This is a genomic window from Pseudazoarcus sp. NS34 (assembly GCF_059703725.1).
In genome coordinates this window covers 701,836-718,626 of record NZ_BAAKIZ010000001.1, presented here as the reverse complement: position 1 = coordinate 718,626, position 16,791 = coordinate 701,836, and the positions used below count along the sequence as shown (strand labels likewise).

15 protein-coding genes are annotated in these 16,791 nt (G+C 64.9%); 8 read left to right on the top strand and 7 right to left on the bottom strand.

The genetic code is table 11. The annotated features are described in order from the left end of the window. Positions 1–32: 32 nt before the first annotated feature. Genes AC6H0N_RS03435 through cynS form a run of 4 tightly spaced genes read left to right on the top strand, consistent with a single transcriptional unit; the run spans position 33 to position 3,657 of the window. The gene (locus AC6H0N_RS03435) at positions 33–1,397 is read left to right on the top strand and encodes a CmpA/NrtA family ABC transporter substrate-binding protein (protein WP_497572655.1); all 1,365 of its coding nucleotides are present in this window, start codon (positions 33–35) and stop codon (positions 1,395–1,397) included. Between the two features lie 3 nt (positions 1,398–1,400). Then, positions 1,401–2,240, top strand: a complete 840-nt coding sequence (gene ntrB, locus AC6H0N_RS03430) for a nitrate ABC transporter permease (RefSeq protein ID WP_497572654.1) — start codon at positions 1,401–1,403, stop codon at positions 2,238–2,240. Between the two features lie 4 nt (positions 2,241–2,244). Then, entirely contained in the window at positions 2,245–3,150 is a 906-nt protein-coding gene (locus AC6H0N_RS03425; RefSeq protein ID WP_497572653.1) for an ABC transporter ATP-binding protein, read from the top strand. Positions 3,151–3,177: 27 nt separating this feature from the next. Continuing rightward, the gene (gene cynS, locus AC6H0N_RS03420) at positions 3,178–3,657 is read left to right on the top strand and encodes a cyanase (protein WP_497572652.1); all 480 of its coding nucleotides are present in this window, start codon (positions 3,178–3,180) and stop codon (positions 3,655–3,657) included. Positions 3,658–3,831: 174 nt separating this feature from the next. Here the strand turns inward: cynS and AC6H0N_RS03415 are convergent, their stop codons facing one another. Beyond that, complete coding sequence (locus AC6H0N_RS03415; protein WP_497572651.1) at positions 3,832–4,569, bottom strand: GntR family transcriptional regulator; 738 nt, start codon at positions 4,567–4,569, stop codon at positions 3,832–3,834. 160 nt (positions 4,570–4,729) lie between these two features. Beyond that, the gene (gene alc / locus AC6H0N_RS03410) at positions 4,730–5,779 is read right to left on the bottom strand and encodes an allantoicase (protein WP_497572650.1); all 1,050 of its coding nucleotides are present in this window, start codon (positions 5,777–5,779) and stop codon (positions 4,730–4,732) included. 206 nt (positions 5,780–5,985) lie between these two features. Between alc and AC6H0N_RS03405 the strand changes: the two genes are divergently transcribed. The 4 genes from AC6H0N_RS03405 (at position 5,986) to AC6H0N_RS03390 (ending at position 9,838) form a co-directional block, all read left to right on the top strand. Next, positions 5,986–6,723, top strand: coding sequence for an aspartate/glutamate racemase family protein (locus AC6H0N_RS03405; RefSeq protein ID WP_497572649.1), 738 nt, complete (start codon positions 5,986–5,988; stop codon positions 6,721–6,723). 206 nt (positions 6,724–6,929) lie between these two features. Beyond that, positions 6,930–8,294, top strand: a complete 1,365-nt coding sequence (locus AC6H0N_RS03400) for an NCS1 family transporter (protein WP_497572648.1) — start codon at positions 6,930–6,932, stop codon at positions 8,292–8,294. Positions 8,295–8,357: 63 nt separating this feature from the next. Continuing rightward, the gene (gene puuE / locus AC6H0N_RS03395; RefSeq protein WP_497572647.1) at positions 8,358–9,326 is read left to right on the top strand and encodes an allantoinase PuuE; all 969 of its coding nucleotides are present in this window, start codon (positions 8,358–8,360) and stop codon (positions 9,324–9,326) included. Then, positions 9,323–9,838 (top strand): ureidoglycolate lyase, encoded by a 516-nt coding sequence (locus AC6H0N_RS03390; protein WP_497572646.1) that lies wholly within the window; start codon positions 9,323–9,325, stop codon positions 9,836–9,838. Before puuE ends, AC6H0N_RS03390 begins: the two co-directional genes overlap by 4 nt. A 43-nt stretch (positions 9,839–9,881) precedes the next feature. Here AC6H0N_RS03390 and AC6H0N_RS03385 read toward each other — a convergent pair whose 3' ends face one another. The 5 genes from AC6H0N_RS03385 to AC6H0N_RS03365 form a co-directional block, all read right to left on the bottom strand. Further along, positions 9,882–10,265 carry a hypothetical protein gene (locus AC6H0N_RS03385; RefSeq protein ID WP_497572645.1) on the bottom strand — a complete coding sequence of 128 codons (384 nt, stop codon included), beginning with the start codon at positions 10,263–10,265 and terminating at the stop codon, positions 9,882–9,884. A 74-nt stretch (positions 10,266–10,339) separates the two neighbouring features. Beyond that, positions 10,340–12,325: an alkaline phosphatase D family protein gene (locus AC6H0N_RS03380; RefSeq protein ID WP_497572644.1), complete on the bottom strand. Its 1,986-nt coding sequence runs from the start codon at positions 12,323–12,325 to the stop codon at positions 10,340–10,342. A gap of 152 nt (positions 12,326–12,477) precedes the next feature. Next, a complete protein-coding gene (locus tag AC6H0N_RS03375) occupies positions 12,478–14,628 on the bottom strand; it encodes a hypothetical protein (RefSeq protein ID WP_497572643.1) in 2,151 nt (716 codons plus the stop codon). Between the two features lie 93 nt (positions 14,629–14,721). Beyond that, positions 14,722–15,591, bottom strand: a complete 870-nt coding sequence (yghU, locus tag AC6H0N_RS03370) for a glutathione-dependent disulfide-bond oxidoreductase (protein ID WP_497572642.1) — start codon at positions 15,589–15,591, stop codon at positions 14,722–14,724. Positions 15,592–15,651: 60 nt separating this feature from the next. Continuing rightward, a complete protein-coding gene (locus AC6H0N_RS03365; RefSeq protein ID WP_497572641.1) occupies positions 15,652–16,683 on the bottom strand; it encodes a type I glyceraldehyde-3-phosphate dehydrogenase in 1,032 nt (343 codons plus the stop codon). Between the last annotated feature and the right edge of the window lie 108 nt (positions 16,684–16,791).

Genomic DNA, 16,791 nt, shown 5'->3' with positions numbered 1-16,791 from the left:
GCATCCGCCTGAAACCAACGAGGGAGTCAGCCATGTCCGCCTACCGCAATCCGTTCGACCCGAATGTCCGCCTGCAGCGCGGCGGCTGCAGCTGCGGCCGCCACAACAGCCAGTCCGAGCACGATCACTCCGTGGCCATCGAGGCCCGCGAGATGCAGGAGCGTGTGGTCGAAACGGCGGTGATGCAGGCGCTGTTCCCGCAGGACGAATTGCGTCGCAAGTTCCTGCGTGCGGTCGGCAGCGGTACGGCGCTGGCGGCGATCTCCAGCATCTTCCCGATGGCCATGGCCAAAGAGGCCTTTGCCGTCGGCGGTGGTGCACTGGAGAAGACCAAGCTGTCGGTTGGCTTCATCCCCATCACCTGCGCCACGCCCATCATCATGGCGCACCCGCTCGGCTACTACGCCAAGTACGGCTTGGACGTGGAAGTGGTGAAGACCGCCGGTTGGGCGGTGGTGCGCGACAAGTCACTGGCCGGCGAATACGACGCCGCCCACATGCTGTCGCCGATGCCGCTGGCGATCTCCATGGGCGTGGGCTCCAACGCCATTCCCTACACCATGCCGGCCGTGGAAAACATCAACGGCCAGGCCATCACGCTGTCGATGGCGCACAAGGACAAGCGCGACCCGAAAGACTGGAAGGGCTTCCGCTTTGCCGTGCCGTTCGACTACTCGATGCACAACTACCTGCTGCGCTACTACCTGGCCGAGCACGGCATTGACCCGGATCGCGACGTCACCATCCGCTCCGTCCCGCCGCCGGAAATGGTCGCCAACCTGCGCGCCGGCAACATCGACGGCTTCCTCGCGCCCGACCCGGTCAACCAGCGTGCGGTGTATGACGGCGTGGGCTTTATCCACCTGCTGTCGAAAGAGATCTGGGACGGCCACCCGTGCTGCGCCTTTGCTGCCAGCAAGAAGTTCGTCACCGAGATGCCCAACACCTATCAGGCGCTGCTCAAAGCCATCATCGACGCCACGGCTTATGCCCGCAAGGCCGAAAACCGCAAGGAAATTGCCGCGGCGATTGCGCCGACCAACTACCTCAACCAGCCGGTAACGGTGGTCGAGCAGGTGCTCACCGGTACCTATGCGGATGGCCTGGGCAACGTCATCAAGGACCCCAACCGCATCGACTTCGACCCCTTCCCGTACGAGTCCTTCGCGGTGTGGATCCTCACGCAGATGAAGCGCTGGGGCCAGATCAAGGGCGACGTCGATTACGCCAAAGTCGCCAAAGAGGTGTTCCTCGCCACCGACGCCACGCGCCTGATGAAGGAAGTCGGCATGGAAGCGCCGGCCTCGACCTCCAAGCTGTTCTCGGTGATGGGCAAGCCCTTCGACCCGAGCAAGCCGAAGGAATATGTCGATTCCTTCGCCATCAAGAGGAGCTGAGCAATGAAAGCCCGTCCCTGGCTCGCGCCATTTCTGTCGGTGGTGTTTCTCAGCATCTTCCTCGGCCTGTGGCATCTGGCCACGATGAAGACGGCCGGCGAAGTGATTGTCGATCCCGAGTACGCCGCGCTCATTGGTGCGGCGGCGGCAACCGGTGGCCAGTCGGCCATGCCGGGGCCGGGCGATGTCGCTGCAAAGATGTGGGGTCACATCTCCGATCCGTTCTACGACAACGGCACCAACGACAAGGGCATCGGCATCCAGCTTGCGCATTCGGTTGCCCGGGTGGCCATCGGCTTCGGGCTGGCAGCGCTGGTGGCCGTGCCGTTGGGGTTCCTGATCGGCATGTCGCCGTTGGTGTACAAGGCGCTCGACCCGTTCATCCAGATCCTCAAGCCGATCTCGCCGTTAGCCTGGATGCCGCTGGCGCTCTACACCATCAAGGATTCGGACATCTCGGCGATCTTCGTGATCTTCGTGTGTTCGCTGTGGCCGATGCTGATCAACACCGCTTTTGGCGTGGCCTCGGTGCGCAAGGATTGGGTCAACGTCGCGCGCACGCTTGAAGTGAGCCGCATCCGAACCGCCTTCCAGGTGATTCTGCCGGCCGCCGCGCCGACCATCATGACCGGTATGCGCATCTCGGTCGGCATCGCCTGGCTGGTCATCGTCGCGGCTGAGATGCTCGTCGGCGGCACCGGCATCGGCTACTTCGTGTGGAACGAGTGGAACAACCTCTCCATCGCCAACATCATCAGCGCCATTTTGTTCATTGGCCTGATCGGCATGTTGCTCGACCTCACGCTGGCGCGTCTGGCTCGCGCCGTTACGTACAGGGAGTAAGCATATGAGCCAAACATTCCTCAAGGTTGAAGGTCTCGCCAAGCAGTTTCCCGGCGTGACCGTGTTCGAGAACATTCACTTCGGCATCGAGAAGGGCGAGTTCGCCTGCATCATCGGCCACTCGGGCTGCGGCAAGACCACCATCCTCAACGTGCTGGCTGGCCTCGATGAGGCCAGCGACGGCGTGGTCATCATGGACGGCCGCGAGATATCCGGCCCGTCGCTCGACCGCGGCGTGGTGTTCCAGGGCCATGCCCTGCTGCCGTGGCTCTCTACGCTGAAGAACGTGGAGTTCGGCGTGCGCTCGCGCTGGCCGGGCTGGAGCGCAAAGCAGGTCACCGAGCACAGCACCAAGTACCTCGAAATGGTCGGTCTCGGTGGCGCCCTGCACAAGAAGCCGGCCGAGCTTTCCGGCGGCATGAAGCAGCGCGTGGGCATCGCGCGCGCCTTTGCCATTCAGCCCAAGATGTTGCTGCTCGACGAGCCCTTTGGCGCGCTCGACGCGCTCACCCGCGGCACCATTCAGGACGAGCTGCTCTCCATCGTGCAGGCCACGCATCAGACCGTGTTCATGATCACGCACGACGTCGACGAGGCCATCCTGCTCGCCGACAAGATCCTGCTGATGAGCAACGGGCCGTTCGCGCGCATCGCTGAAGTGGTCGAAGTCACGATGCCGCGCGACCGCAGCCGCAGCACCATGCACCACGACCCGCAGTACTACCGCATCCGCAATCATCTCGTCGATTTCCTGGTGAATCGCTCCAAGGATTACGCCGGCGACGCACTGGTTGCCCACGACCCGAAGAACCCGCCCGTCGTGCGTCCCGGCCTCGACCAGAGCGCCGAAGTCGTCGAACTGCCCACCCATTTTTCCCGCGCACCGGCCGAAAAGGCCCGCGCAGTCTGACCCACTGACCCCGCAAGGAGAACCACCATGAACCTGAGCGACATCCCCACCAGCACCAAGTACATGACCCGCAACGACGTCACCGAAATGGTCGTCGCCCAACGCATCCAGAAGAAGCTGACCTGGGCCGAAATCGCCGACGCCATCGGCCAGTCCAAGGAATGGACCACCGCCGCCCTGCTCGGCCAGATGCAGATGAGCGAAGAGCAGGCCAAGAAGGCGGCCGCCATCCTCGACCTGCCGGACGCCGCCATCGCGCTGCTGTGCGTCGTGCCTTACAAGGGTTCGCTGCCCACCGCCGTGCCGACCGACCCGCTGATCTACCGCTTCTATGAGCTGGTCAGCGTGTATGGCACTACGTTCAAGGAGCTGATCCACGAAGAGTTCGGCGACGGCATCATGTCCGCCATCGACTTCAAGATGGACCTCTCGCGCCTGCCCGATCCCAACGGCGACCGCGTGCAGATCGTGATGTCGGGCAAGTACCTGGCCTACAAGCAGTACTGATTTCCTGAAGTCGGCTGCCGTCGGGGCGGCTGCATGGAAGAACGGCCGCAGGGGTTTCCTTGCGGCCGTTGTGTTTGGTGACTGTCGCTGCGGACTGGAAAGCGCAGCGCAAGTAGCGGCCAGTCCGGCCGCCGTGCCGGCGTGTGTCTGTCCAGGCGATGTGGCGTGGAGGGCTCAGCCCTTCAGCATGGCTTCGAACACTGACTCGATGTCGAAATGCTCGCCTTCATCACCATTGAGCTTCAGTGATTGCTCGACGTGCTGAAGGTGATGCACGAGCTGTTCGCGGGCGCCGCTGACATCACCGTTGCGGATGCACTCGATGATGTCGTGGTGCTCGTGATCCATGCAGGCCTTGGCGTCGGGTGAGTCGTAGAGCCAGATGATGAGGCTGCTCAGCGCGACCAGGCGGCGCGTGATGTCGTAGAACAGGCTGTTGCCGGTCAGTTCGGCGAGCAGCAGGTGGAAGTCGCCGGTGAGGCGGGTCAGGGCGTCCTGGTCGTTGTCGGCGCGGGCGCTGGTTTCGAGCTTGAGGTGGTCGTCGAGGCGCTGGAGGGCGTCGGCTGTGGTGCCGCGTGCGAGCTGTTCGACGATGGCGGTCTCGATGGCGCGCCGCGCGGCGAAGACCTCACTGGTCTCGCGCGCGCTAGGGCTGGAGACGTAGGCGCCGTGGTTGGGCTTGAGCGTGATGATGCGGTCTTGCGCGAGACGGCAGAAGACTTCGCGCAAGCGTGTGCGGCTGACCCCGAAGACGCGACACAGGCGCTCTTCCGACAGTTTGGTGCCGGGTGGCAGCTTGCGGTGCGCGATGGCATCGAAAGTGAGGTCGTAGATGCGCTGGTTGTCGATCACCGGCCGCGTGGGAGCGGACTTCGGGCTTGCTGCTTTTCTGGCCGTTCGGGTGGCGGGCATGGTGATCACGGGGCGGAGTGGAATGCGCGCATTGTCGCGGGCGGACGGTGTGCTGTAAACGGGAGGGGCAAGATTGTCGACACCGTTGTCTGAAACGCCACGGTCAACTTGCCATGCGCGCGCCGCAGCCGGCGCCGCGTTGCCCCTTCCCGCCCGCGGCTCAGCGCGTCGCCGGCCGACCCCACAGGCGCAGGCGGGATACGCCGCCGTCCGGGTAGATGTTGAAGCGGATGTGGGAGATCGTGCCGAGCGCTGCAATCTCGCCCGTGAAGGCATGGATGGCGTTGGCAGTCAGCTTCTGTTCGGGCAGCAGGGTCTCCCAGAAAATCGACTGGGTCGTGATCGACTGGTCGGTGCCACCCTGAGCGAAGGCCGCCTGGATCGAGCAACGGTCGGGGAAGTTGCCCGTGAAATAGGCGGTATCCACCTCGATCCGCTCGATCGCCCCTGGAGTGCCCAGTTCGATCACGCACCAGTCGTTGCCGGGCTCGCGGCGGCGGCGGGTTTCCCAGCCATCGCCCATGTTCTCGCCGCGGCCGGGCAGCAGCAGGGCTGCCACCGAGGAGCCGAAGCTGGCGTCGTTCCAGGCCACCGGACGGCCGCCGTTCTGCAGGGCGATCAGATCGATGGGCGTGTTGGACGCGGCCGAGAGGTCGAGCTTGGTGCGCGGGCGGCCATACACGCGCAGCCGCGCGACGCCGCCGTCCGGGTAGATGCGGACGCGCAGGTGGGTCCATGCGCCATCGCTGGAGCATTCGAGCAGGTGGTGGCTGTTCTGTACGAGCGCTGCGGCGGGGAGGATCTCGGTCCATTCGGCGGCCTGCAGGGCCTCGACGTCATCGCTGTCGCAGACGCATGCATCGATCGATACCGCTTGCGGGTGGTTGCCCCGGAAGTGACTGGTGTCGACGTCGAAACCACGAATCTCGCCCGCGACGCCCAGCCGCAGCAGGGCCTGGTCATGTCCGGCGACGCGTTTGCGACGCGTTTCCCAGCCATCCATCCATTTGCCGTGTTCGTCGAACTTTCCGGGCACGAATTGCGCCGGGGTCGGGGAGAGCATGCGTTCGGCGGCGCCGAAGTATTCGTCCGAGGTCCACAGCACCCTGGCGCCGAGGCGCTGGTTGGCCAGATCGGTCGATCGGGCGGCCCAGTCGGGCAGCTCGGCAGGCGGGGCGAAGACGGGCGCGCGGGGGGTTGTGCTGGCCATGAATGCTCTCCTAGTCGTGGTTGTGTGCGATGTTGTCGCAGATCGTATACAGAAAAACTTCAGTAAATTCAGTGCAACTCAGCTTGTTTTACCGATTTTGATCATTGTAGGTAATATTTTCGATGATTGTTTGTTTGATTATGTATTAACGTTGTCTACAGTTATGTATAGAAGTTTTTAAGTTTCTTCGAATATCTGGTGAGAATATGCATATCCGAGTGATCAACCCCAACACCACGGCGTCCATGACCAAAACGATGGCCGCTTCGGCTGCGCGCGTGGCCGCGCCGGGCACGCGGATCAGCGCAAGCCAGCCTGAATCCGGGCCGGTGTCGATCGAGGGGCATTTCGATGAGGCCATCGCGGCGGTGGGCGTGCTGGAAGAGATCCGGCGTGGTGAGCAGGAGGGTGTCGACGCCTACATCATCGCCTGCTTTGGCGACCCCGGGCTATTGGCGGCGCGCGAGCTGACTGCCGCGCCGGTGATCGGCATCGCCGAGGCGGCTTTTCATCTCGCCACGCTGATCAGTACGCGCTTCTCGGTGGTGACCACGCTGGGGCGCACCGTAATCATCGCCGAGCATCTGCTGCAGTCCTACGGTTTCGCGCATCACTGCCGCAAGGTGCGCGCAGCCGAAATTCCGGTACTCGATCTTGAGGAAGACGGCGATGTCGCCTTCCAGCGAATCGTCGAGGAGTGCCAGCGCGCAAAAGCCGAGGACGGCATTGGCGCGATTGTTCTTGGCTGCGGTGGCATGGCCGATCTGACAGAGCGGATTTCCGACGCGGTCGGCTTGCCGGTGGTCGAAGGCGTGACGGCGGCCGTCAAGCTCGCCGAATCCCTCGTCAGCTTGGGCCTCAGGACCAGCAAACACGGCGATCTGGCCTTTCCGCGGGCCAAGGCGTTTGACGGCAAATTCGGACATTGGGGCAACGCTACGTAGGACAGAGGCCGATCGATCTGATGTGCCTGCGTGGGAGCGGCCGTGGCCGCGGACGACGCTGAGGCTGCCCTCTTGATGTTGATGCGACTTGAACGGGCACGAGACCTGGATGTGGGACAGGAGCCGTGCAGGAATTTATGGAGTAGGCATACGGGAAGCACGTAACCAACCGGGCGAGTCGGCCCGATCAGCGGAGGAATCAGGTCATGAGCAGCGTCAATCAGACAGTGGATCCGGGGGCGGCCGGCGAGGTCAGCCAAGGCAAGGCAATCGGCGAGGAGTCGCTTGAGCCGCAGCAGGTCCGCATCATGGACAAATGGTCGTACCTGCTCGCGTGGTTTGGCGGGTGCGTGTCGATCGGCACCTTCGCGATGGGTTCGAGCATCGTCGGCACGCTCAACCTGCTGCAGGCAACGCTCGCGATCGCGATCGGCTGCTTCGTGATCGGCATCGCACTGGCGATCAACGGTGCGGCCGGTCACAAATACGGCATTCCCTTCATGGTCCAGGCGCGCACCGCGTTTGGTTTCGCCGGAACGCGCTTTCCCGGCCTGGTGCGGGCCGTGCCGGCGATCGTCTGGTACGGCTTCCAGAGCTGGATCGGCGCTGGCGCGCTGAACGCGGTGTCGGCCACGCTGTTCGGTTTCGACAACCTGATCTTCTATTTCGTCGTGTTCCAGTTCGCGCAGATCGCCTTGTCGGTGCTCGGTTTCCAGGGCATCAAGTGGCTCGAGAACATCGGCAGCGGCTTCATCCTGCTGTCGCTGACCTACATGTTCTTCAGCGTGATCAATAAGTACGGCGACGAAATCACCACCAACCTCATCAACATCGAGGGCACCTGGGGCCTGCCGTTCTGGGGCGCGACGATGCTGTTCCTCGGCATCTACAGCACGATGATGCTCAACGTCAGCGACTACTCGCGCGAACTGCACCACGGCGTCCGACCGAGGCTGCTGACCACGATCTACTCGATGTCCATTCTGCCCTGCACGCTGTTCATGGGCCTGATCGGGCTGATGGTTTCAGGCGCGACGGGCGTCTCCGATCCGATCAAGGTGTTCGCCAGCGCGGTCGACAACACCCCGCTGCTCGTCATCACGCTGCTGTTCATCGCCTTCGCCCAGGTCACGACCAACGTGTTGAACAACGTCGTACCGCCGACCTACATCCTGATGGACGTCTTCAAGCTGCCGTTCCGCTGGGCGGCGGTCATCGTCGGTCTGCTGGCGTTCGGCACCTTTCCGTGGGAGCTGGTCAAGGATGAATCCGCGGCCGGGCTGCAGATCTTCGTGCAGACCTACTCCGCCTTCCTCGGGCCGATCTTCGCGGTGCTGGTGGTGGACTACTACATCATCCGTCGCCGCACGCTCTCACTGTCGAAGCTGTACGACGAGAACGGGCCGTACCGGGGCGTGAACTACGCCGGTATCATCGCCTCGCTGATCGGCGCCGTCGTGGCCCTGAGCTTCTCTGCGGTGTCGTGGTACGCGAGCCTGATCCCCGCCGGCCTGATCTACTATCTGCTGATGAACCACTGGTCCGTGAGCAAGCGTTTTCTCGACAACTGAACATCGCGTCCTGTCCGCCCCGGTGTTGCAGGGGCGGACGTCTGTAACTCCGGAACGATCAACATGAACAACACCAAGACCTACCCCCGTGACCTCGTTGGCTACGGCCGCAATCCGCCGCATGCCGACTGGCCGGGCGGCGCGCGGGTGGCGGTGCAGTTCGTGCTCAACTACGAGGAAGGGGGCGAGAACTGCGTGTTGCACGGCGACGCCGGCAGCGAGCAGTTCCTGTCCGAGCTGTTCAATCCGCCGGCGTTTCCCGAGCGGCATCTGACCATGGAGTCGATCTACGAATACGGCTCGCGTGCCGGTGTGTGGCGCGTCCTGCGCGAGTTCGAAAAACGCGGTCTGCCGCTGACGGTGTTCGGCGTTGGCATGGCCTTGCAGCGCCATCCCGAAGTGGCCGCCGCGTTTGCCGAACTCGGGCATGAGATTGCGAGCCACGGCTGGCGCTGGATCCTCTACCAGAATGTGCCGGAGGATGTTGAGCGTGAACACATGCGGCTGGCTATCGAAGCCATCCAGCGCACGACCGGCACCGCGCCGCTTGGCTGGTACACCGGCCGTGATTCGCCCAACACGCGGCGTCTGGTCGCCGAGCATGGCGGCTTTGTGTACGACTCCGATTACTACGGCGACGACTTGCCGTTGTGGACCACGGTGACCAAAAGCGACGGCAGCGTTGTGCCGCATCTGATCGTGCCCTACACGCTGGACGCCAACGACATGCGCTTTGCGATGCCGCAGGGTTTCTCGCATGGTGATGAGTTCTTCGAGTATCTGCGCGATGCCTTCGACGTGCTGTACGCCGAGGGCGATGAACGGCCGGCAATGATGAGCGTGGGGCTGCACTGCCGCTTGATCGGCCGCCCCGGCCGCTTCCGTGCGCTGCAGCGATTCCTCGACCACATCGAGGGCCACGACCGCGTTTGGGTCAGCCGCCGCATCGACATAGCACGCCACTGGATCGAGCGCCATCCATGGCAAGCTAGCGCCTCCGACTCCACCCCGTTTTCCGGAATTGCCCGATGAACGCCCCCGAACAGCCGCTGATCCTCACCGTCCGCCCGCTCACGCGCGAGGCTTTTGCGCCGTTCGGCGACGTCATCGAGGTCAGTGATGACGTGATGCATTACCCGATCAACGCCGGCAACACCGAGCGTTATCACGATCTTGCCAAGGTCGACACCGGGCCCGAGGGCCGCGCCATCATCAGCATCTTTCGCGGCGAGCCGCGTGAGCTGCCGTTCCGCATCACCATGATGGAGCGCCACCCGCTGGGCTCGCAGGCCTTTGTGCCGATGTCGGGCCGGCCGTATCTGGTGGTGGTTGCGCCGCCGTCCGACGCACCAAAAGCGGCCGAACTGCAGACCTTTCTGGCCACCGCCGCGCAGGGGGTGAACTACGCTCCGGGCGTGTGGCATCACCCGCTGTTGGCGCTTGAAGGCGTGAGTGACTTCCTGATCGTCGATCGCGCCGGTCCGGGGCACAACTGCGACGAGCTGACGCTGGACCGCGAAGCGGTGATCCTGCCGCTGGGCTGAAGCCCCCCGCTGCAGTCAATGCTGGGCAACCGGGCGAGCCGCCTCAGGGCTCATCCATCGGCCACTCGTGCCCGCATTGCCGGCAGCGCACACGTACCCATTTGCCCTGCGGGTCTTCCGTGAGTGCTTCGAGGCGACCGAAGGTGTCGCAGCGCGTGCAGCGGGCCTGAGTGCCGGCGCGCTGAGCGCGGGTCAGATGCGTGAGGAAGCGCTGCAGGCTGATGATGGTGATGCCGCCGAGAATGGCGAAGGCCGCGAGGTTGGCCAGACGGTGAGTCAGTGACTCCGCGTTGATCATGGATTCGAGCGAGGCAAAGGCCATCACGGCGGCGAGCAATGTGACGGCCAGCCAGCCATGGCCGATCAGCAGCTGGCGCTCATGCCACTTGCGGAAGCCATGTTTGCGGATGCCCTGCGCCAGTGCCATGCGCTTCTCCAGCAGGCCTGCCAAGCGGCCGGTTGCTGGAGTATAGGCGCCGTGTTGCGTCGATGATGCCCCGTCTAGCGCTCGCTCCAGTCCGCCTCTTTTTCCCGTCGCGTGAACTCGATCGCCCGGCCATCGGTGAGCAGCTGGCGGATACGCCAGGGCACGCCGGCGTCGTCGATTTCAACCAGCCCCACGCCCACGCCGTTGAGCAGCCGTCGGCCGGATGGCGCGCCTTCCGGCTTGCGCGGGATCACGCGCATGCGGCGGCGGCGCGTGAACAGGTTCAGCGGCGAGCGTGGTGAATACAGCCAGCGGTTGGCGCGGTCGAGCGTGTCGAGCAGCTTCTCGGGGAAGGTGTTGCGCAGGCCGCTGCTGCAGATCTGCCAGATGTCCGGGCCGCGTCCGCGCCCGCGCAGTTCCACGTCATACACAAAGGAATAGTGCACATCGCCAGACAGCACGACGAAGGTTTGCGGTGTTTTCGGGTGGCGGAAAATGTTGAGCACGGTGTGGGCGGCACCGCGGTGGGCCATCCAGTTCTCGGCGTCGACGGTGAGCGGGTGACCGAACCAGGTGACGATGCGTTGCAGGGCTTCGATCAGTTTCACGCCGAAGATCGGCGCGGAGGACACCAGCAGCACGGCGGGGTGGTCGCGCAGTTGGTACTGCAGGTCGGTCAGGGCTTCCCAGTCCATCAGCCCGGAGGGCTTGCGGGGGGCGGATTCGGAGCGCCAGCGGTGCGTGCGTGTGTCGATCACGACCAGTGGCGGGGTGGTCGGCCACACGTAGTGCCACTCGCGAAACGCGAACAGGCGCTGGATGCAGTCATTGTGCGCATCGCTGCCTGGCTTGCTCAGCGTGTCGGCTACGCAGCCGAACAGCTCGTCGTCGAATGCCTCCGGGCGGTTGCCCCAGCCCTGGTTGAGCAGATAGCCGACGACAGCATTGCCCAGCACGCGCCGCGAAAAGGGGTGGCCGTAGGCAACTTCTTCCCACTCGCGCGAGAGGTTCCAGTCGTCGGTAACGTCGTGGTCATCGAAGATCATCGCCACCGGCAGATGGGCAAACAACCGCCTTACGGCGGGCAGGGCGTTGATGAAGCCTTCGAGCAGCGCCCGCTCCGTCTCGTACAGCTCGCGTGATTCTGCGTCCAGTGTGGCGGGTGGCGTGAGGTCGAGCCCGTCCCAGCAGGCGGGCGACCACGACAGCAGATACATGGCCAGCACTTCGCCCAGGGTGATCAGGTGGTTGTGTGCGCTGTCGGTGGTGAATACCGGCTTCTCGACGCCGCCGAAAAGGATCTCGACCAGCTTCAGGTTGCCCTTCTTGCGCTGCGGCAGCAGGGTTTCGCGCTGGTAGTAGCCGGCCGGGTGGGCGTAGAGCTCGTCCGAATTGGCCACACCGCATTCTTCCGTCCCTTCGAGTTCCTCGACCGGCAGGCCGAGCCGCCCGATGAGCGAATGGATGGCGCGTAGCATCGGGCCCGCCACGTCGTCGGCGTACACCTGATCGCCACTCAGCACCAGTGCCGACGGCCATGCCGTCATGTCGCCGTCGGTGCGCGCCAAAGGGGCGTCGGCGGCAATATGCCGGGCGAGCAGTCGGTCGGCCTCGGCGAGGCCGTCATCGCCGTCGAAATGCGGTTTGCGGCAAGAGCCATGCAGCAAGGCGCCGACCTGCGGGGCGAATACGAAACCGGGCGTATCGCGCCCCGGGTAGCACAGGTCGGGCGCCCATTCGCGCCATTCCAGCCACGCCGAGTCTTCGGCTTCGACGGCTTGTAATGCCGGGCTCCACGAAACCCATTGCTGCGTCGGCAGATCTTCTTCCAGCCGCAGCTCCACCATCAGGTAGTGCAGCCGCTCGCCTGCCTGAAAGTGACGGCAGGCGGGCGTGCCGGGTTCAAGCAGGTGCTCCTTCGGCCCCGTGCCGTGATCGAGGGTGACGCGCAGGCGGGTGAGCCGGCTGGTGGCCAGCCACAGCACGATGCGCCGCGCTTCGAGCCGGCGCAGGATCGGGCCGGCCAGTACGAGGGGGAGTCCGGTGTTGCTGGAGTTCAAATCAGCTTCCGCAGCGTGAGTCGGGTGTGCGTACCGTACAGGGTCTGGACGAGCTTGATGAGGCTGTGTGCCCGCAAATTGTTTCTGTCCGGCCCGTTTCGGGGGCCTTGGCGGGCGGGGGCGCCGGTGATCTGACGCACCCCGCGTGAGCATCAGCTGCCGATGAAGCCCTTTTGCCACAGCGTTACCACGGCGATCACGATGAGGATGAGCGCCAGCCACCACGGCCACGTGCGGGGCTTGTCGGCGAAGGGATCGTCGAGCGAGCGCGAGGCGCCCGGCGGCAGTTTCGGAATGCCGGTGAGCGAGCCGCCGAACGGAATGTTGATGCGCGCCCGCACGTTCACGGCCCAGCCATTGGCGTCGAGCAGCGGCCCGAGATTGCGGTTACGAAGCTTGAGCGCGGCCAGCATCATCGACGGGCCGGAGATGATCAGCATCACGGCGGCAAAGACCACCGGCAATTGCCACAGCGGCAGCATCAGCAGGCCGCTGACGACCGCTGCCAGTGCGGTGCCGATAGCGCCGATGGCCAGCCCGATGGCGGCGAAGATGCCGGCGAACTTGGCGATGTCGAAGGCCTGCGTGGCGACCGGCGGCGTGCCCGCTCCGGTCTTGGTGACGGAATCGGTGATGCCGGTTTGCGCCCTGGCTTCCACCGCCTTGTCGCGCGACGCAGCGAACTTTTCGAGCTGCTCACTGATCATGCGCGCGACGCGCTTGTACGGCGACCAGAAGGCCTGGCGCACGCTGATCGGGGCCTCCACTACTTTCACCACGCTGGCGCTCCAGTCGCGCCCTTCGCGGTCATAGAACACGCCGTTGCGGCCCGGCACCATCATCTCGTCCGCGTCGCCGCCGGTCATGGCGGCGGCGATGGTGATCGGCGCTTCGCCCTTGCGCGTGCAAGTGCAATACAGCAGGTAGACGTTGGACAGTGGCGCGAGCTTGGCGTGTTTGGCCATGTCCCTCACCGACAGCACCAGTTCGCAGCTGCGTTGGTCCACGTACAGCGTGCCGGCCTGGAAGATGGCCTTTTTCTCGTCGTTGTAGAAATCGGCGAGGTTCACGAAGTTGCGCAACAAGGTCACCAGATCGCGGCGATAGCGCGTGAGGCGCTCGAGCGCATCAATGGGGCCGGCAGCCGCGTCGGCGGCGACGTCATCGGCGATCAGCTGCGCCAGGCGCGCATGGGTGTCATCAGCCAGCAAGGCTCGCAGTTGTGCAACATCGACGACGGCCAGCGGCGAATCCGGCTTGCCAGCCAGCCAGCCGCGATAGGCTGCAAAGCGTGCAGACAGATCGTTCCAGTCGGCTTCCGACAGCGTCTCGCGCGCGCCCAGCACCGGGGTGATGACGGCGTCGCGCAGTTCGGCGATGCGCCCCGCCCAGGCAGGGTTCAGTCCGCCGCTGAGCGGCAGCGGCTTGCCGGCTGCGCAAAGCGCCAGCGGCAGTGAGGCGATCTCGACATTGGAGGCGCTCAAGGCGTGCACGCCCAGCTCGTTGTAGAAGGTGTCGGCCGGGTTCAGGGCCGTGGTGGCGCGCTCATCGAAGGCGGCCAGCCGACAGCGCGTGAAGTAGTCGTCGATGCGCGCCCGCAAGGCGTCGAACAGCTCGGCCGCGGGGGCGGTCGCAGCGCCCAGCGGCAGCACTTCGGCGGCATTGTCCTCAGCCGCCTGGTGCCAGTCGGATACGTGTTGCGCCTGCTCGAAGAAGGCGGCGAGGCTGGCCGCGTCGATGCCCGGCCGACCGCTGTGGTCGGTGCCGCCCCCGACGGTGTCGAGAATCAGCTGGATCGCCGCTGCGAGCGCGTCGTCGCCAGCCAGTTCGGCCGGCACCACTCCGTCGCCGTTGAAATGATTGGCCGAAAACAGGCGGGTTTTGTCGGCCACGTCCGCAAGCGAGATGGCGTCGGCTTCGGGCTTGCCGAGAATGCCCAGCACGTCGCGGGCGGCGGCGAGCAATTTCGCGCCTTCCTCGTCAGCGTCGTTGAGCGCGGCCAGCGGCACGCTGTCGCCGTTCTCGAACACGATGTCGGGCGTCTTGAGCACGCGGCACACCCAGGCCACCGCAGCGAGGATCTCCGGCTGGCGGATCTGGCCGTCGCTGTCCAGATCGATCAGCGACAGCGTGCGCGTGTCGAATTCGAGTTCGGAGGTCGGGCAGGCCAGCGCCGACCACAGTTTCTGGTCGAGGTTGGCGAGGTTGCACAGATCGTCGGCGGTCTCGATGCGGACCTGGTCGAAACCGCCGACGCGGAAGAAGCGCCAGCGATGCGGGGCGGACGGGGTGGGGTCGCTCATGGCGCGCTCCTCGCGGGGTAGGGATGCGCGATCTTAGCCCGAGCAGCTGTGTCGCGGTGCGCGAAAGGCCGCGCCGCCGCGCATCCGGGCGTTTCAGTCGCGCGGCAGTTTGTCGCCGGTGCGCAGTTCGAAGTCGCTGGCGTCGTGACGTTCGGGTAACTGCTTCTCCGGCGCCCCCCAGGTCCGATTGACCATCTGTCCGCGCTGTACCGACGGGCGCTGCGCAATGGCTTCGGCCCAGCGCTGCACGTTCGTGTAGCTGGCGGCATCCAGGAACTCGGCCGCGCCATACACTTCGTTGCGCACCAGCACGCCGTACCAGGGCCAGATCGCCACGTCGGCGATGGTGTAGTCGGCGCCGGCCACGTATTCGGTCTCGGCCAGGCGTCGATCGAGCACGTCGAGCTGGCGCTTGACCTCCATGGTGTAGCGGTTGATCGGGTACTCGTACTTCTCCGGCGCGTAGGCGTAGAAGTGGCCGAAGCCGCCGCCGAGGATGGGCGCGCTGCCCATCTGCCAGAACAGCCAGGACAGGCATTCCGTGCGGCCGGCGATGTTTTTCGGTATGAACTCACCGAACTTGTCGGCCAGATACAGCAGGATCGAACCCGATTCGAACACGCGCAGCGGCGGGTCCATGCTGCGGTCGAGCAGCACCGGGATCTTGGAGTTGGGGTTGAGTTCGACAAAGCCGCTGCCGAACTGCTCGCCCTTGGTGATGCGGATGAGGTGGGCGTCGTATTCGGCGCCGGCGTGGCCGCGCGCGAGCAGTTCTTCCAGCATCACGGTGACCTTGACGCCGTTGGGCGTGGCCAGCGAGTAGAGCTGCAGCGGGTGACGGCCGAGCGGCAGAGCCTGCTCATGCGTGGCGCCAGCCACCGGGCGATTGATGTGGGCGAATTCGCCGCCGTTGGGGGTTTCCCATTTCCAGACGCGCGGCGGGGTCCAGGTCTTGTCGCTCATGCGGGTATCCGTGCTGTGAAGAGAGTTCGCTTCGACGGCGCCCGGCGCTGTGTGTTCCCGTCAGCGCGCCAGCCAGTGGCGGGCGACGTCGACCATGCGGTTGGCAAAGCCCCATTCGTTGTCGAACCACACCAGCAGATTGACCATGCGGCCGCCCATCACGCGAGTCTGGCTGCCGTCGACAATGGCCGAATGGCCGTCGTGGTTGAAGTCGATCGAGGCGTGCGGGTCTTCCGAGTAGGCCATGCGTCCGGACTGGGGGCCCTCGGCGGCGGCGCGCAGCAGCGCGTTGATTTCTTCCACGCTGACGCTGCGCTCGGTCTCGATGACCAGATCGATGGCCGACACGTTGTGCGTCGGCACGCGGATGGCCTTGGCCTGCACGCGGCCCGCGAGCGCCGGCAGCAGGCGTTCGACGCCGCGTGCCAGCCCGGTCGACACCGGAATGATCGACTGCATCGCCGAGCGCGTGCGGCGCAGGTCGCTGTGGTGATAGCCGTCGATCAGCGGCTGGTCGTTCATGGCTGCGTGCAGCGTGGTCAGCAGCACCTGCTCGATGCCCAGCGCGCGCTGCACGATGTCGAGCACCGGCACCACGGCGTTCGTCGTGCACGAGGCGTTCGACACGATGCGCTCGACGCCGGAGAGCACGCCCTCGTTGCAGCCATAAACGATGGTGGCGTCCACGTCCTCAGCGCTGTTGGCCGGGTGCGACACCAGCACGCGAGTACAGCCGGCGTCGAGAAAGCGCGTGAGTTGCGCGCGGCTGCCGTACTGGCCCGAGCATTCCACCAGCAGGTCGATGGTGCGCCAGTCCACTTCCTCCGGCGTGGAGGCATGCGTCACCGCAATGTCGCAACCGTCGATAACCAGCGTGCCGTCGCCGGCTTCAACCTTGCCCGGAAAGCGGCCGTGCGTGGAATCGAAACGGGTCAGATAGACGATGCCGCGAAAGTCCGCCGGCTCGTTGATGGCGACCACCTGCAACTCATCCTTCAGCCCGGCCTCGACCAGCGCGCGCAGAAAGCAGCGGCCGATACGGCCGTAGCCGTTGATGGCAAGAAGGAAAGGGCGTGGAGTGGTGGCGGTCACGGCGGGCTCTTTGTGCAGTGCAAGGCGTGATTGTAGCGGGTGAGCCTCGCATGCGTCGGATGTCGCGGATTTTCGCAGGGCGCAACAAGCGCAGCGCATTGCGCCGCA

Coding starts and splice junctions, on each gene's coding strand:
- AC6H0N_RS03435 (WP_497572655.1), top strand. CDS start 33: ATGTCCGCCTACCGCAATCCGTTCGACCCGAATGTCCGCCTGCAGCGC.
- ntrB (WP_497572654.1), top strand. CDS start 1,401: ATGAAAGCCCGTCCCTGGCTCGCGCCATTTCTGTCGGTGGTGTTTCTC.
- AC6H0N_RS03425 (WP_497572653.1), top strand. CDS start 2,245: ATGAGCCAAACATTCCTCAAGGTTGAAGGTCTCGCCAAGCAGTTTCCC.
- cynS (WP_497572652.1), top strand. CDS start 3,178: ATGAACCTGAGCGACATCCCCACCAGCACCAAGTACATGACCCGCAAC.
- AC6H0N_RS03415 (WP_497572651.1), bottom strand. CDS start 4,569: ATGCCCGCCACCCGAACGGCCAGAAAAGCAGCAAGCCCGAAGTCCGCT.
- alc (WP_497572650.1), bottom strand. CDS start 5,779: ATGGCCAGCACAACCCCCCGCGCGCCCGTCTTCGCCCCGCCTGCCGAG.
- AC6H0N_RS03405 (WP_497572649.1), top strand. CDS start 5,986: ATGCATATCCGAGTGATCAACCCCAACACCACGGCGTCCATGACCAAA.
- AC6H0N_RS03400 (WP_497572648.1), top strand. CDS start 6,930: ATGAGCAGCGTCAATCAGACAGTGGATCCGGGGGCGGCCGGCGAGGTC.
- puuE (WP_497572647.1), top strand. CDS start 8,358: ATGAACAACACCAAGACCTACCCCCGTGACCTCGTTGGCTACGGCCGC.
- AC6H0N_RS03390 (WP_497572646.1), top strand. CDS start 9,323: ATGAACGCCCCCGAACAGCCGCTGATCCTCACCGTCCGCCCGCTCACG.
- AC6H0N_RS03385 (WP_497572645.1), bottom strand. CDS start 10,265: ATGGCACTGGCGCAGGGCATCCGCAAACATGGCTTCCGCAAGTGGCAT.
- AC6H0N_RS03375 (WP_497572643.1), bottom strand. CDS start 14,628: ATGAGCGACCCCACCCCGTCCGCCCCGCATCGCTGGCGCTTCTTCCGC.
- yghU (WP_497572642.1), bottom strand. CDS start 15,591: ATGAGCGACAAGACCTGGACCCCGCCGCGCGTCTGGAAATGGGAAACC.